Annotated in this window: 17 protein-coding genes and 4 pseudogenes; 7 read left to right on the forward strand and 14 right to left on the reverse strand. The window is 67.0% G+C overall.

Annotation, left to right across the window (positions count from 1 at the left end; all coding sequences use genetic code 11):
* Window positions 1-57 precede the first annotated feature (57 nt).
* The 8 genes and pseudogenes from ACHMWU_RS07975 to ACHMWU_RS08010 form a co-directional block, all read right to left on the reverse strand.
* Window positions 58-393 (reverse strand): annotated as a pseudogene (locus ACHMWU_RS07975) (NADH-quinone oxidoreductase subunit H); the annotation flags it as partial.
* A gap of 173 nt (window positions 394-566) precedes the next feature.
* Entirely contained in the window at window positions 567-1,100 is a 534-nt protein-coding gene (locus ACHMWU_RS07980) for an NADH-quinone oxidoreductase subunit C (RefSeq protein ID WP_396042588.1), read from the reverse strand.
* Window positions 1,097-1,649: pseudogene (locus ACHMWU_RS07985) on the reverse strand (NADH-quinone oxidoreductase subunit B). The gene ACHMWU_RS07980 and the pseudogene ACHMWU_RS07985 overlap by 4 nt, the downstream one beginning before the upstream one ends.
* Before the next feature lie 23 nt (window positions 1,650-1,672).
* On the reverse strand, window positions 1,673-2,041 hold the full coding sequence (locus ACHMWU_RS07990; RefSeq protein ID WP_396042590.1) for an NADH-quinone oxidoreductase subunit A: 369 nt from the start codon (window positions 2,039-2,041) through the stop codon (window positions 1,673-1,675).
* 209 nt (window positions 2,042-2,250) lie between these two features.
* Window positions 2,251-2,628: a class I SAM-dependent methyltransferase gene (locus ACHMWU_RS07995; protein WP_396042592.1), complete on the reverse strand. Its 378-nt coding sequence runs from the start codon at window positions 2,626-2,628 to the stop codon at window positions 2,251-2,253.
* Complete coding sequence (locus ACHMWU_RS08000) at window positions 2,598-2,837, reverse strand: hypothetical protein (protein WP_396042594.1); 240 nt, start codon at window positions 2,835-2,837, stop codon at window positions 2,598-2,600. Before ACHMWU_RS08000 ends, ACHMWU_RS07995 begins: the two co-directional genes overlap by 31 nt.
* 142 nt (window positions 2,838-2,979) lie before the next feature.
* Window positions 2,980-3,561 (reverse strand): hypothetical protein, encoded by a 582-nt coding sequence (locus tag ACHMWU_RS08005; RefSeq protein ID WP_396042596.1) that lies wholly within the window; start codon window positions 3,559-3,561, stop codon window positions 2,980-2,982.
* Window positions 3,488-3,883, reverse strand: a complete 396-nt coding sequence (locus ACHMWU_RS08010) for a hypothetical protein (RefSeq protein WP_396042598.1) — start codon at window positions 3,881-3,883, stop codon at window positions 3,488-3,490. Before ACHMWU_RS08010 ends, ACHMWU_RS08005 begins: the two co-directional genes overlap by 74 nt.
* Window positions 3,884-4,562: 679 nt before the next feature.
* Between ACHMWU_RS08010 and ACHMWU_RS08015 the strand changes: the two genes are divergently transcribed.
* The 6 genes from ACHMWU_RS08015 to rarD are packed head-to-tail and all read left to right on the forward strand — an operon-like array spanning window position 4,563 to window position 7,653.
* Entirely contained in the window at window positions 4,563-4,955 is a 393-nt protein-coding gene (locus ACHMWU_RS08015) for a hypothetical protein (RefSeq protein WP_396042601.1), read from the forward strand.
* Window positions 4,952-5,338 carry a hypothetical protein gene (locus ACHMWU_RS08020; protein ID WP_396042603.1) on the forward strand — a complete coding sequence of 129 codons (387 nt, stop codon included), beginning with the start codon at window positions 4,952-4,954 and terminating at the stop codon, window positions 5,336-5,338. Before ACHMWU_RS08015 ends, ACHMWU_RS08020 begins: the two co-directional genes overlap by 4 nt.
* A gap of 5 nt (window positions 5,339-5,343) precedes the next feature.
* Window positions 5,344-5,739, forward strand: a complete 396-nt coding sequence (locus ACHMWU_RS08025; RefSeq protein WP_396042606.1) for a YybH family protein — start codon at window positions 5,344-5,346, stop codon at window positions 5,737-5,739.
* On the forward strand, window positions 5,736-6,284 hold the full coding sequence (locus ACHMWU_RS08030) for a hypothetical protein (protein ID WP_396042608.1): 549 nt from the start codon (window positions 5,736-5,738) through the stop codon (window positions 6,282-6,284). The genes ACHMWU_RS08025 and ACHMWU_RS08030 overlap by 4 nt, the downstream gene beginning before the upstream one ends.
* A complete protein-coding gene (locus tag ACHMWU_RS08035; protein WP_396042610.1) occupies window positions 6,278-6,721 on the forward strand; it encodes a hypothetical protein in 444 nt (147 codons plus the stop codon). Before ACHMWU_RS08030 ends, ACHMWU_RS08035 begins: the two co-directional genes overlap by 7 nt.
* Before the next feature lie 23 nt (window positions 6,722-6,744).
* On the forward strand, window positions 6,745-7,653 hold the full coding sequence (gene rarD, locus ACHMWU_RS08040) for an EamA family transporter RarD (RefSeq protein WP_396042612.1): 909 nt from the start codon (window positions 6,745-6,747) through the stop codon (window positions 7,651-7,653).
* A 269-nt stretch (window positions 7,654-7,922) separates the two neighbouring features.
* Here the strand turns inward: rarD and ACHMWU_RS08045 are convergent, their stop codons facing one another.
* From ACHMWU_RS08045 to ACHMWU_RS08055, 3 genes are read right to left on the reverse strand one after another with little or no spacing between them, the layout of a single operon-like run.
* A complete protein-coding gene (locus ACHMWU_RS08045) occupies window positions 7,923-8,729 on the reverse strand; it encodes a polyprenyl synthetase family protein (protein WP_396042614.1) in 807 nt (268 codons plus the stop codon).
* Window positions 8,666-8,911, reverse strand: coding sequence for a hypothetical protein (locus tag ACHMWU_RS08050; protein ID WP_396042616.1), 246 nt, complete (start codon window positions 8,909-8,911; stop codon window positions 8,666-8,668). The genes ACHMWU_RS08045 and ACHMWU_RS08050 overlap by 64 nt, the downstream gene beginning before the upstream one ends.
* A 31-nt stretch (window positions 8,912-8,942) precedes the next feature.
* Window positions 8,943-9,806, reverse strand: a complete 864-nt coding sequence (locus ACHMWU_RS08055; RefSeq protein WP_396042618.1) for an NADH-quinone oxidoreductase subunit N — start codon at window positions 9,804-9,806, stop codon at window positions 8,943-8,945.
* On the opposite strand from ACHMWU_RS08055, the gene ACHMWU_RS08060 reads away from it, so the two are divergent.
* Window positions 9,805-10,005, forward strand: a complete 201-nt coding sequence (locus ACHMWU_RS08060) for a hypothetical protein (protein WP_396042620.1) — start codon at window positions 9,805-9,807, stop codon at window positions 10,003-10,005. The genes ACHMWU_RS08055 and ACHMWU_RS08060 overlap by 2 nt on opposite strands.
* Here ACHMWU_RS08060 and ACHMWU_RS08065 read toward each other — a convergent pair.
* The 3 genes and pseudogenes from ACHMWU_RS08065 to nuoL all read right to left on the reverse strand — a co-directional run.
* Window positions 9,916-10,572: pseudogene (locus ACHMWU_RS08065) on the reverse strand (proton-conducting transporter membrane subunit); the annotation flags it as partial. The gene ACHMWU_RS08060 and the pseudogene ACHMWU_RS08065 overlap by 90 nt on opposite strands.
* Window positions 10,572-12,125 (reverse strand): NADH-quinone oxidoreductase subunit M, encoded by a 1,554-nt coding sequence (locus tag ACHMWU_RS08070; protein ID WP_396042623.1) that lies wholly within the window; start codon window positions 12,123-12,125, stop codon window positions 10,572-10,574. The gene ACHMWU_RS08070 and the pseudogene ACHMWU_RS08065, both read right to left, overlap by 1 nt.
* Window positions 12,122-13,996 (reverse strand): annotated as a pseudogene (gene nuoL / locus ACHMWU_RS08075) (NADH-quinone oxidoreductase subunit L). Before nuoL ends, ACHMWU_RS08070 begins: the two are co-directional and overlap by 4 nt.
* Window positions 13,997-13,998 lie beyond the last annotated feature (2 nt).

The raw sequence follows: 13,998 nt of genomic DNA on the forward strand, positions 1-13,998 counted from the left end.
GGGAAGCTGCACGAGCAGCCACCACGGCTCCCACGCCTCGGCGATGCCGACCAGCGACAACGTCCCGGCGGCCATCGCGACGCTCGCCGCGGCCAGCACCATCGGCAGCTCGTACGACATCAGCTGGGCGGCGACCCGCATGCCACCGAGGTAGGAGTACTTGTTGCCGCTGCCGAGGCCACCCATCAGGGTGCCGAGCACTCCGACGCTCATGGCAGCGAGGACGAAGAACAGACCGAGGTCGAGGTCTTGGCCGATCAGGTTGCCTTGGCCGAAGAACGGCCCGAGCGGAATAGCCAGCATCGCCACGAGATAAGGCACCAGGGCGACGGCCGGCGCGAGCTCGAAGACGCGCCGGTCGGCCGCGACCGGCGTGATGCTCTCCTTCTGCATGAACTTCACGCCATCGGCGACGCTGCGCCCAGCCGTGGAAGCCGCCAGCCGCCATCGGTCCGACCCGGCCCTGCATGTGAGCCATGGTCTTGTGCTCCAGCTGGCCGACCAGCAGCGGCAAGGTCAGGAAGGCGACGAGCACGACGAGACAGCGCAGCAGTGCATCGAGAAGATCACTCATCGCTGCCGCCCCTCGGCTGCAGCCAGTCGTCGGGAACTCCCGGCGGCTTGACCCGTCGACGACTCGGCGAGTGGGTGGAGTCGGCATCGCTCTCGCCGGGCTCCTTGCCGCCCGGCCACGGCTTGGCGACCCGCGAGGCGAGCACGAACTCCTTGCGCAGCGGGTGCCCTTCGAATCCGTCCGGCAGCAGCAACGGCACGAGGTGGGTGTCCCCTGTCGAAGGGAAGTCGATCCCGAACATCTCGTGCGTCTCGCGCTCGTGCCACGCGGCGCCGGCGAACACGTCGGTGATCGATGCGACGGCGGGCGACTCGCGGTCGACGTACGTCACCAGCAGCAGGTGGTCCAGCGGTGCCAGCCGTGCCAGGTGCAGCACGAGTCGAAATCCCTCAGGGTGCTCGTCGACGGCCGACAGCCAGTCGAAGTAGGTGTATCCATCAGCCTTGAGCGCAGCGACGGCGTCATGCCACTCGACGGCCTCGACGACCCGGTGCGGCGGTCCGAAGGCGTTGTCAGCGATGCTCACGCGTCGACCACCGGGGGTGGGATGCGCGGTGACAGCAGCGACGTCGTGGAGCGGGAGTAGCGCTCGGCCAGGTTCTCTCCGGCGATCTTGTCCTGCAACGTCACGATGCCGTTTCAGCAGCGCCTCCGGCCGCGGCGGGCAACCCGGCACGTACACGTCGACCGGGATGATCTGGTCGACGCCCTTGGTGACGGAGTAAGAGTCCCAGTAGGGGCCGCCGGAGTTGGCGCACGAGCCGAAGCTGATGACGTACTTCGGTTCGGGCATCTGGTCGTACAACCGCTTGATCGCCGGTGCCATCTTGTCGGTGACGGTGCCCGACACGACCATGAGATCGGCCTGCCGCGGCCCCGGCGCGAACGGGATGACGCCCAGGCGGATGAAGTCGTGCCGTGACATGGAGGTCGCGATGAACTCGATCGCACAGCACGCCAGGCCGAAGTTGAAGACCCACAACGAGTACTTGCGTCCCCAGTTGAGCAGGTACCGGGCGGGCTTGGGTGCGATCTGCGAGGCGACGCCCAGCTCAGGCGGCGCGAACGCGGGCATGGGCAGGTTGACCGGCCCGCCTCCTACGGCGTCCATGACAGCACCCCCTTGCGCCAGGCATAGGCCAGGCCCACGACCAGCACGCCGACGAAGATGCCCATCTCGACTGCGGCGGCCCGTCCGATCCCCTCCAGGACGACGGCCCACGGGAACAGGAACACCGCATCGACCGCGAAGATGACGTAGAGGAAGGCGTACACGTAGTAGCGGACGTTGGACTGCGACCAACCCTCACCGACCGGGTCGACGCCCGACTCGTAGGTCAGGCCCTTCTCGCGGGACGGCGCCTGCGGTCGCAGCAACCGGTTGACGCCCAGCATCGCGACGGCCAGCGCTATGCCGACGAGGATGATGACGCCGACGGCGGCGTAGTCATCCAGGTAGAGGCGCATGGGTCCACTCTAGGGCGCGAGCGACCGTGACAGATGATCCGTCACCGCAATTCAGCCCGTCGGTCCACAAGCGACGCGCACGCATCGGTTGCCCACAGACCCGCAGAACCTTGCTCTGCTGGGGTGTCACTGTTCGTACAGTCCTTGCATGTCGTGGACCGTCGCCCTCCCGCGGGAAGACCAGACACCCACCAAGTACGCGCGGTAGCTTAGACGACCAGCAGGAACGAGACTGCGAAGTCGGCGTCCGGGGTCCACGGCACCAGGTCCCACGTCGCAAAGCGCTGCTGCACGACCAGGCCCGCGGCAACGACGTCAGCGTCGAACGCCTCCAGCTCGTATCCGCGGTCGGTTCCGAAGCCGGTGATGATGCGCCCACCTGGCCGCACCACGGATCGCAACGAGGTCAGCACCGACCGCTCGGTTCCTGGCGCGACGAAGGCCAGGACGTTGCCCGCGACGACTGCGAGGTCGAAGGGATCCTCGTCCAGCGAGAGCGTCGCCAGGTCGCCGACGATCCACCGGGGTCCCGGGTGATCTTCTTGCGCCGCCTCGATCAGCACCGGGTCGACGTCGACCCCGACCACGGTGTGACCTCGGGCGTGGAGTCGGCGCCGACCCGACCAGGCCCGCACCCCGCGTCGAGGATGCGAGCACCACGCTCGACCACGGCGTCGACCAGCCGGGCCTCTCCGGCGAGATCGGCGCCCTCAGCAGCGAGCGTGCGGAAGCGGTCGACGTACCACTGCGAGTGGCCGTCCTTGGTCTCGGTGAACCAGCGGGGTGTCTCGGACATACCCCCATGGTCCCTGAGACCGGTCACGTCGACCGCCCCCAGGCTCACCTCACGCGCACCGACGAGGTGCTCGCAGTCTTGGCGGGGGCGGGGCCCCGCACCGTGACCTTGACGCTGATCTTGCGGCGACGATCCTTCGAGGTCACCTTGTACGTCCGCTTGGTGGCCTTGGCGATCGCCTTGCCGTTGCGGAACCACCGGTAGGAGTACGAGCCGGCACCGGCGACCACGTGCCGGGCGTGGCCGACAGCGTCCTGCCCTTCTTGGCGACACCGCTGATCTTCGGCTTCACCGACATGGCGAACCGGTAGGTCGGGCGGCTCGTCTGCATCGACGCTGCCGACCACGACGGCACCGATCCGCCAGGGATCTTCAGGACCATGTTCTCGACGCAGTCGAACCCTTGCTTGATCCAGATGCCATCCGGCTCCTGCCAGGCCAGCGCCGACGAGTCCGGCGCGATGGTCGGACTGCGATAGCCGGCGGCCGCAGTGGTCTGGCAGATCGGCGTCGGGAAGGGCGGTCGTCCACCGTCCTTGACGTTGCCGGTCAGCGAGTACCAGATGATGCGACTGCTGTCAGCGGTGTCACGGACCGCTGCACCGAACGTCCCAGCGCGCGACAGCTCCATGTCCTCCAGATCACGGTCGTCAGAGGTGTAGACGTTCTCGTCGAACCAGAACAGGTCCCCACGTCCGAGGTCGAACAATCGGATGTGCTGCACGAGCCAGCTGTTGACCAGGACCCGCTGGTTCGTGACCCAGGACGGATGGTCGTAGTACGTCACGCCCCAGGTGCTGGGCGAGCAGGGCCGTTGCCTTCGTGAACGCGGTGACCCACCGCACCCGGCACGCTGCCCCGACGGGACACGAGTAGCGCGAATACGTGTACGCGATCTTGCTGCCGTCCGGCGACACCGCCAGTCTCGTCGGACGACCGCCGAGGGTCTCACCGGCCGAGCTCTGCAGGTTCGGCGGATCGATCGAGTTCAGCACCGTGCCGAACTGGTCCATCCGATAGATCAGGTTGCCGCGTCCAGCCACCACGATCCCGGCGTCCGACTGCGTGGGCGAGATCCACGGGACGCTGGCCGTCCCGCCTCGCGTGATCTGTCGCGGCTTGCTCCGTCCCCCTTCGCGATCCAGACGTTGTGGCCCTTCAGATAGACGATCGTGCCTGGGCTCGTCGCCGCCTCTGCCGGCGATGCTGCCAACTGGAGTGTTCCCAGCCCGGCCGCCACGACCAGCGTCGCAATCGTGGCGCGGGACGTCCCGGGCGCCTCGTACGCGCAGTGATGCCATCGTTTCCTCCTGTGAGTGGGTGCTGCGAGGCTGCCCGCCTCCGCTGGGGCCCGACTGCTGCGCGACTGGAATGTCAAGGGTTCCGTCACCCCGGGCGACGCGGCACCACATACTTGTGCCGTGACCGACCGCCTCGATCCCAGCTGGCTCGCGACGAACTGGCTCCCCGCCGACGCGATCGCCGCCCACGATCCTGCATCGACGGCTTCGAGCGCATGATCTACTTCCACGCTGCCCGGAAATACACCTTCACGATGAGCTCGTTCGTCGGCACCTGGGACAAGCAACTCGCTCAGCAGGTCGTCAGCGTCCCGTACGGCGACCTCGACCTGCGGGAGCCGATTCCGGCCGGCTTGCACATCTTCGCCGACTTCGAACGCCTCCGTCCCCTCGAGAAGGCTACGTCCAGGCCATCCACGACCGGATGTCCGATCACCCTGAGTCCTACCGGACGCTCAACTCCCCGGCACGCTGGTCTGGGCGGCTGGGTCTCAGCCAGGCGCTCAGCGCTGCTGGCCGCAACGACTTCAGGGCGTTCCGGCTGGGTGACGTCGGGCCAGACCTGAGGTTCCCGGCCTTCGTCCGTTGGGAGAACGAGCACAGCGGCAGCCTCGGCGAACCCGTCATGAGCCACGCGGCCATCCAGGAGCGCGCCGACCAGTACGCCCACGGACGTCAACGTCTCAAGCGCCACAAGCTCCTGGTCGTCGAGCACCTCGACGCCCAGAGCCCGGACGGCTTCTACCGCAAGTACTCCGCGCAGAGGATCGGCGCACGGCTCTTCCCCGACATGTGTTCTTCAGCCACGACTGGGTGACCAAGGTGTCGGACCTCGTCGAGCCGTCGATGAACGCCGAAGAGCTCGAGTTCATCGAGAACTTCCCCCACCATGACGATGTCGCCGAGGCCTTCGAGCTCGCCGGCCTCGACTACGGCCGCATCGACTACGGCATCGTCGATGGTCGGATGCAGGTCTGGGAGATCAACACCAACCCGATCGTCCTGCATCGCCCGCACATGATCGAGCCTGAACGCATGCAGGGTCAGCAGATCTCCGGCCGGGCCATCCTGGCGTGGCTCCGGCAGCTGGCCGACGAAGCCCCTCGGGGTCCTGCCCGGCGACTGTTCGGACGAATCGGTGGTCACCGGTGGCAGATACAGCTGGCGGCGACCCGCGGCTACGACAAGAGGCGAAAATAAGCCCCATGGATCCGCTGACAGCCACGCGTGAGTGGCTTGCCTCGTTCGCAGCAGCTGTGCGAGCCCGCGACTTCGCGGCCGGACGCGAGCTCTGCGCCCCAGAGGTCGAAGGGTTCGGCACCGTGACAGGACGCTACGTCGGCCTCGTCGACCTCGAGGCGGACCAGTGGCGATCGGTCTGGCCGCGTACCCGCGACTTCGCCTTCGACCTGGAACGGGCAACCGTGTGGACGGTCGGCGACCAGTCGACGGCCATCGTCGAGTGGTCGTCGCAGGGCATCGATCCCGACGGCTCGACCCACCCTCGATCTGGCCGCGCGACGGTCGTCGTGCAGCACGATGCGGACCGCACCGTGGCCGTCCACACGCACTTCTCGATGACACCAGGAAGCCGGGCATGATCTACTTCCACGCCACCCGCGGCTACACGTTCACGATGAACTCCTTCGTCCATTCCTGGGACAAGACCCTGGCTCAGAAGGTCATCTCGGTGCCGTACGGCGATCTCGACCTCCGGGCACCGATTCCGGCGGGCCTGCACATCTTCAGCGACTTCGAGCGGCTTCGCCGGCCCGAGGCGGCCTACGTCCGCGCCTTCCACGAACGTCTGCTGGAGCATCCCGAGTCGTACTCGGTGCTGAACTCTCCGACACGGTGGACCGGACGCCTGGGCCTCAATCAGGCCCTGAGCGATGCCGGCATCAACGACTACCGAGCGTTCCGGATCGGCGACGTCCCGCCAGACCTGCGGTTTCCGGCGTTCGTCCGCTGGGAGAACGAGCACAGCGGCAGCCTCGGCCAGCCTGTCATGAACCACCCGGCCATCCAGGAACGCGCTGACGAGCATGCACGCGGCCGCCTGCGGCTTCAGCGACACAGCTGCTGGTCGTCGAGAAGCTCGACGCCCGCAGCGAGGACGGCCTGTTCCGCAAGTACTCGGTGCTGAAGATCGGCGACCGGCTCCTCCCGCGCCACGTGCTGTTCAGCGACGACTGGGTCACCAAGATGACCGACGTGGCCGAGCCGTGGACCAACGACGAGGAATGCGCCTACATCGAGAACTTCGCCGACGAGCAGCTGGTCGACGAGGCATTCCGGCTCGCCGGGCTCGACTACGGCCGGATCGACTACGGGTTCGTCGACGGCCGCCTTCAGGTCTGGGAGATCAACACGAACCCAGTGGTGCTCCAACGCCGCGAGGTGGTCAAGCCCGTCCGCCTGCAGAGCCAGGAGCTCTCGGCCCGGCCGATCCTGGCCTGGTTGCACGAGCTGGCCGCGAAGGCCCCGACCGGGCCGGCCGTCCAGCTGTTCGGGCGCGCCGAGGCACTGCGCTGGCAGAGTCAGGTCACGGCCGCTCGCATGTACGACAAGCGACGCAAGTAGCCGTCAGGGCATACAGTCGGCTGGTGAGTGAGTCGAGGCGTGGTGTGGCCTTCGGCATCGGGGCCTACCTGTGCTGGGGCTTCTTTCCGCTGTACTGGCCGCTGCTCGAACCGGCCAGCCCGCTTGAGGTGCTGGCCCACCGTGTCGTGTGGTCGATGCTGCTGGTGATGGTCCTGATCACCGCGATGGGCAAGTGGCCGCAGATGCGGGCCATCGCCGGCAACCCGCGTCTGATGCTGACTCTCGCTGCGGCCTCGGTCGTCGTGGCGGTCAACTGGGGCTCCTTCATCTACGGCGTCACCAACGGTCACGTCATCGAGACATCCCTGGGCTACTTCATCAACCCGCTGGTGACGGTCCTGCTGGCGGTGTTCGTGTTGAAGGAGCAGCTGCGTCCGGCCCAGTGGTGCGCGATCGGCATTGGAACAGCTGCCGTGGTCGTGCTGACGGTCGACTACGGACGGCTTCCATGGGTCGCGCTGATCGTGGCCTTCAGCTTCGCGGCGTATGGATTCTTCAAGAAGAAGGCCGATCTAGGCGCATTCGAGGGGCTCGGCATGGAGACGGCGATCCTCTTCCCGTTGGCGTTGACGTTCTTGGTGGTGCTGCAGCTGCGCGGCGAGCTGACCTTCGGCCACGAGGGCGCCGGCAATGCCTCGCTGCTGATCGGCACCGGGGTCGTCACGGCGATCCCGTTGCTGCTGTTCAGCGCCGCAGCGACGAGGCTGTCGCTGACGACGCTCGGCATCCTGCAGTACCTCGGGCCCGTCATCCAGTTCATCGCCGGGCTGACGTTCTTCGGCGAGGACATGACTCAGGCCCGCTGGTTCGGGTTCGTGCTGGTGTGGCTCGCGCTGGTCGTGTTCACGGTCGACGCCCTCGTCGGCCACCGCCGGACGCTACGACAGTGCGCCGAGGGCGCCGCCCTCTAGCCGGAACCTCGCCCCCTGGGGCGGTGGATCCGCAACCTCATCTCGCTGGGGCGGTGGACCCGCAACCTCATTCGACCGAATGCGGTTGATAAACCACCGCACCAGGCCGGCGACCCAGCAATGAGGTTGCAGAACCACCGCGCCAGGCCGGCGACCGACCAATGAGGTTGCAGAACCACCGCACCAGGCCGGCGACCCACCGATGAGGTTGCTCAAACACCGTCCTGGGCTCGACGGGCGCAGGGAGGTGGGCGATTGGCCAGCGGGGCTCAGCCGAGACGGGTGGCGACGGTGTCGCAGAGCACCTGGAGCGCCTCGCGCGCCGACGAGTCAGGCAGCTTGGCCAGCAGCGCGCTCGCGGCATCGGCCTCGGCCTGCACGTAGCTGCGGGCCTCGTCCATCGCAGGATGCACCCGCAGGAGGGTCAACGCCTCGGCATGCTCGGCGTCATCGGTCAACGGACGCGACAGCAGGTCGAGCAACCGGGCGTCCTCGGGTGCCGTGGACCGTTGGGCGATCAGCGTCGGCAACGTCGGGACGCCTTCGCGCAGATCGGTGCCGGGGGTCTTGCCCGAGTCGCCGGTCTCGCTGGCGACGTCGATGATGTCGTCGGCCAGCTGGAAGGCCGCCCCGATGCGCTCGCCGAACTCGGTCAGGGTCGACTGGATCTCGGCCGACGCTCCGGCCATCTTGGCGCCGAACAGCGCCGCGGTCGCGATCAGCGAGCCGGTCTTGTCGGCGACGACCGCGAGGTAGTGCGCGAGGGCGTCCTCACCATCGGCCGGGCCGATCGTCTCGCGGATCTGGCCCTGCACGAGACGTGAGAACGTCCGCGCCTGGATGCGGACGGCTTCGGTGCCGAGATCGGACACCAGGTCGGAGGCCTGGGCGAACAGGTAGTCGCCCACGAGGATCGCGACGGAGTTGCCCCAGCGGGAGTTGGCGCTCGGCGCACCGCGGCGCACATCGGCCTCGTCCATGACGTCATCGTGGTAGAGCGTCGCCAGGTGGGTCAGCCGACGACGACGGCCGAGCGCGCGACGTCGGGCGCCGCAGCGTCGCCGAACTCGGCGCACAGCATGACCAGCAGCGGTCGGAACCGCTTGCCGCCAGCGTTGAGCAGGTGCGCGGCAGCCTCGGCGACGAGCTGGTCGGGGCTGTCGACCGCGGCAGACAGCTGCCGTTCCACCTCATCGACGCCCGCGAGCACACGCTTTTCAAGCGCGTCGTCGTTGAACGAGACACCCAGAGTGGACACGCAAAGCTCCTAGAACAGTCCAACAAGACGATCAGCGCACGAAGGCGCCCGCATGTTGCGCGAGCTCAAGCACCGGTCCCGGAATGATACCGAGTCCGATCGTGGCTACCGCAGCGACGACGATCACCACGGTAGTCAGGACGCTCGGCACCGCGACGGTCGGGCCATCCCCCACCGGTTCGGTGAAGAACATCAGCACGATGACGCGGACGTAGAAGTAGGCCGCCAGCGCGCTGATCAGGACACCGATCACGACGAGCCACCAGAAGCCACCCGAGTAGGCGGCACTGAACACGGCCCACTTGCCGACGAATCCGCCGGTCAACGGGATGCCCGCGAACGACAACATGAACAGGGCGAACGTTCCTGCGAGCCAAGGCGACTTCTTGCCGAGCCCCGCCCACTTCGACAGGTGCGTCGTCTCGCCACCGGAGTCGCGTACGAGCGTGACGATCGCGAAGGCACCGATCGAGGAGAGCCCGTAGATCGTCAGGTAGAACAGGATGCTCGACAGCGAGGTGACCCGGTCGGAGGAGGCGACGCCGACGTAGACGCCGGTGAAGCCCACGAGCAGGAAGCCCGCGTGCGCGATCGAGGAGTACGCCAGCATCCGCTTGACGTCGGTCTGCGAGATCGAGACGACCGCGCCGAGGAACATCGTGATGATCGCGATCGCGACGATCGTCGGCCGCCAGTCCCACTGCGAGCCGCCGAAGGCGACGTAGAAGACGCGCAGCAGCGCCATGAACGCCGCCGCCTTGGTGCCGGCCGCCATGAAGGCCGTGACCGGTGTCGGCGCGCCTTGGTAGACGTCGGGTGTCCAGGTGTGGAACGGCGCCGCGCCGATCTTGAACAGCAGACCGACGGCCATGAGGGCAGTCGCGGCGAGGAGCATGTTCTCGCCGCCGGCGCGGCTGGTGACGGCCTGGTCGATCGCCGACAGCGAAGCTGCCCGCATAGCCGTACGTCAGGGCGATTCCGTACAGGAAGAACACCGAGGAGAACGCACCGAGCAGGAAGTACTTGAGCGCTGCTTCCTGGCTCAGCAGCCGGCGACGGCGGGCGAGCCCGCACAGGATGTACAGCGGCAGTGACAGCACCTCAAGTGCCACGAACATCGTCAGCAGGTCGTTGGCGGTCGCGAACAGCATCATGCCGACCAGGGCGAACATCGCCAGCGGGAAGACCTCGCTGTGCTCGAGGCGAGCCTTGATCGCTTCGGCCTCGGCAGGTGACCCGGGCGCATCCGCGGCACGACCCGTGAACTGGCTGAGGCCGCCTTCGAGCTTGCGCTCGGCGAACAGCAGCATGCTCAGCAGCGCGAAGATCAGCAGGATGCCCCACGTGAACACGCCAGGACCGTCGAAGGTCAACGCCCCTTCGGCCCCGACCTTCCCCCGTGCAACCAGGTCGGAGTCGACCCGGTCGAGCTGGTTGTAGACCCACACGGTGTCGGCGAACGCAGCAACGATGCCGACGACGGCCAGCACGACCTGCGCCTGGAAACGCGTACGGCGGGGCCAGAAAGCCTCAAAGATCACGCCGAGCAGCGCAACACCCGAGATGATCAGCATCGGGGCGAGCAGGGAGAACTCGATGTCCGGCGCGGGGATGGGCGGCAGGTCGGTCTTGCCGGCAAAGCTCAGGGTTGTGAGGTTCATCAGTGCCCCTCCCCCTCGGTGTGCGCAGTGTCGGAGTCAGAGATCTGGGTCGGGGTCTTCGGCTCAGGGTCGCCCTTGCCCACATGACTCATGACGGTGTCGATCGCCGGGTTGATCGCGTTGAGCATGGGCTGCGGGAAGAAGCCGAGCGCGACGATCAGGATCAGTGCCGGGGTCAGGGCCGCTATCTCACGAGGCTCGAGGTCGGTGACTCCCTCGTTGCCTTCTTTCAGCGGTCCGGTCATGGTGCGTTGGTACATGATCAGGATGTACAGCGCGGCGAGGACGATGCCGAGCGTGGCGACGGCCGCGAGCGGGATCGACCGGGTGAACGTGCCAGCCAGCACCAGGAACTCGGAGATGAACGGCGCCAGACCCGGCAGTGACAGGCTCGACAGGCCGGCGATCAGCAGGACTCCCGACAGGATCGGCGCGATCTTCTGCACACCGCCGAAGTCGGAGATCTTGGCCGAGCCGCGGCGCGAGATCATGATGCCGGTGACGATGAACAGCGCCGCCGTCGACAGGCCGTGGTTGAACATGTAGAGCGTCGAGCCGGCCATCGAGGTCGTCGTGAACGCGAAGATGCCGAGAATGATGAAGCCGAAGTGCGACACCGACGTGAACGCGATGAGGCGCCGGATGTCGTCCTGGCCGATTGCGAGCAGCGCACCGTAGATGATGCTGACGACCGCGAGCGTCATGATGACGGGGCTGGCCCAGTCGGCAGCCTCGGGGAAGAGCCCGACGCACCAGACGATCATGCCGAACGTGCCGATCTTGTCGACGACGCTGACCATCAGCACCGACGTGCCGGGCGTCGCCTGGCCGGCCGCATCGGGCAGCCAGGTGTGCAACGGCCACAACGGCGCCTTGATCGCGAAGGCTGCCATGAAGCCGAGGAACAGCAGCCGTTCGGTGGTCTGGCTGAAGTCGAGGTTCTGCAGGTCGGCCAACAGGTAGGACGCATCACCTTGGCGTGAGCTCACGACGTACAGGCCGACGATCGAGGCCAGCATCAGCAGGCCTCCGACGAGGTTGTAGATCAAGAACTTCACGGCGGCGTAGGACCGGTTGGTGCCGCCGAACGTCCCGATCAGGAAGTACAGCGGGATCAGCGTCGCCTCGAACAGGATGTAGAACAAGAACGCGTCGGTGGCCGCGAACGCGCCGATCGCGAGGCCTTCGACTGCCAGCATCCAGGCGAAGTACGCGTTCGTGCCCTTCGGATCGGGCAGCCGGTCCTCCAGCGAGGCCAGGATGACGATCGGCGTCAGGATCGTGGTCAGCAGGATCAGCGTGATGCCGATGCCGTTGACTCCCACCGCGTAGTGGGCGCCGAAGGCAGCGATCCACTCGTGGGTGCGGGTCAGCTGGTAGTCGCCGGTGCTGGTGTCGAACTTCGCGAGCGCCACGAGCGACAGCGCCAACGTGATGAGCGCGACCGCGAGGGCGACGACCTTGGCCGGGAGGTGCCCGGACTTCTGGCGAGGCATCAGCGCGAGGATCAGCGCACCTGCGATCGGGGTCGCAGTCAGGATCGTCAGGATCATGCGAGGGTCACCGCCAGGAGGCACAGGACGACGATGGCGGCGCCACCGAACATCGTGAGGGCATAGGAACGGACGAAGCCGGTCTGCGGTTTGCGCAGGAACTGCGAGGTGTCGCCGAGCCGGTCGGCGATGCCGGTCACGAGACCGTCGATCCCCTTGACGTCGAGCCAGACCAAGAACCGGGTCAGGTGCCGGGTGGGTCGGACGATGATCGTGTCGTTGACCTCGTTGCCGTACAGCGTGGCGGCCGGCGCGGGCGAAGATCGACACCGAGCTGTCGCCCGGGGTCTCGGCGGCGATCGGTTCACGCCGGTAGAACAAGACCGCTGCCACGACGCCGAGCGCGACGACGGCGGTGATGATCAGGGTCAGCACGATCGCCGGGACCGCGGCTCGTGGTGCTCGGTGTGGCCGACGACTGGCTCGAGCCACTCGTTGATCCAGTCGCCCAGCAGCAGGATGCCGCCGAGGGCCGACAGCGCGGCGAGCGCGATCAGCGGCCAGGTCATGACCTTGGGCGACTCGTGCGGGTGGACGCCTTCGCGCCATCTCTTCTCCGAGACGAACGTCATGATCATGAGCCGGGTCATGTAGAACGCCGTGACACCGGCACCCAGCAGGGCGCCGAGCCCGACCCAGAGGTTCTCGCCGAAGGCGGCCTCGATGATCTTGTCCTTGGACCAGAAGCCGGCGAACGGCGGGACGCCGATGATCGCCAGGTAGCCGAGCGCGAACGTCACGAAGGTGACAGGCATGAGCTCGCGCAGTCCGCCGTAGTGACGCATGTTGACGTCGTCGTTCATCCCGTGCATGACCGATCCGGCGCCGAGGAACATGTTGGCCTTGAAGAAGCCGTGCGTGATGAGGTGGAAGATCGCGAAGGCGTAGCCCGCCGGACCGAGGCCTGCTGCCAGCATCATGTAGCCGATCTGGCTCATGGTCGAGCCGGCGAGGGCCTTCTTGATGTCGTCCTTGGCGCAGCCGATCCAGGCACCTGCGAGCAGCGTGACGAGACCGACGATGATGACGGCGGTGCGGGCCGCCTCGGAGGCGTCGAAGATCGCGTTGGAGCGCACGATCAGGTAGACGCCGGCGGTGACCATCGTCGCCGCGTGGATCAGGGCCGAGACGGGGGTCGGGCCCTCCATCGCGTCGAGCAGCCAGCTCTGCAGCGGCACCTGCGCCGACTTGCCACAGGCACCCAGCAGGAGCAGCAGGCCGAGCGCGGTCGTGACGTTGTCACCGGCACCGGGAGCCGCGGCGTTGACCGCTGCGATCGCGGTGGTGCCGAACTGCGCGAACATCAGCATGATCGCCAGAGCCATGCCGATGTCGCCGACCCGGTTGACCACGAAGGCCTTCTTGGCGGCCGCCGCAGCGGTCGGCTTGTGCTGCCAGAAGCCGATCAGCAGGTACGACGCCAGGCCGACACCCTCCCAGCCCAGGAACAGCACGAGGTAGTCGCCGGCCAGGATCAGCGTCAGCATCGCGGCGATGAAGATGTTGAGGTACGCGAAGAAGCGCCGACGCCGTTCGTCGTGTGCCATGTAGCCGATCGAGTAGATGTGGATCAGCGTGCCGACGCCGGTGATCAGCAGCACGAACAGCGCGGACAGCTGGTCGTAGACGAAGCTCATCTCGACGTGGAACGTCCCGGTGTCGATCCAGGTGAACAGGCTCACGGCATGCGAGCGGTCGCCGCCGTCCTTGCCCAGCAGGGCCACGAACAGCACGACGCCGAGCACGAAGGACGCGGCAGACGCCGCCGTGCCGATCAGGTGGCCGAAGCGGTCGGACTCCTTGCCCCAGATCAGCAGCAGAGCTCCGCTGAGCAGCGGGATGGCAATCAGCAGCCATTGAAGATCAAGCATCT

Source organism: Aeromicrobium sp. UC242_57 (assembly GCF_044452305.1).
Taxonomy (GTDB): domain Bacteria; phylum Actinomycetota; class Actinomycetes; order Propionibacteriales; family Nocardioidaceae; genus Aeromicrobium.

Coding starts and splice junctions, on each gene's coding strand:
- ACHMWU_RS07990 (WP_396042590.1), bottom strand. CDS start 2,041: ATGCGCCTCTACCTGGATGACTACGCCGCCGTCGGCGTCATCATCCTC.
- ACHMWU_RS08000 (WP_396042594.1), bottom strand. CDS start 2,837: ATGTCCGAGACACCCCGCTGGTTCACCGAGACCAAGGACGGCCACTCG.
- ACHMWU_RS08015 (WP_396042601.1), top strand. CDS start 4,563: ATGTCCGATCACCCTGAGTCCTACCGGACGCTCAACTCCCCGGCACGC.
- ACHMWU_RS08025 (WP_396042606.1), top strand. CDS start 5,344: ATGGATCCGCTGACAGCCACGCGTGAGTGGCTTGCCTCGTTCGCAGCA.
- ACHMWU_RS08030 (WP_396042608.1), top strand. CDS start 5,736: ATGATCTACTTCCACGCCACCCGCGGCTACACGTTCACGATGAACTCC.
- ACHMWU_RS08060 (WP_396042620.1), top strand. CDS start 9,805: ATGTTCTCGCCGCCGGCGCGGCTGGTGACGGCCTGGTCGATCGCCGAC.
- ACHMWU_RS08055 (WP_396042618.1), bottom strand. CDS start 9,806: ATGCTCCTCGCCGCGACTGCCCTCATGGCCGTCGGTCTGCTGTTCAAG.
- ACHMWU_RS08070 (WP_396042623.1), bottom strand. CDS start 12,125: ATGATCCTGACGATCCTGACTGCGACCCCGATCGCAGGTGCGCTGATC.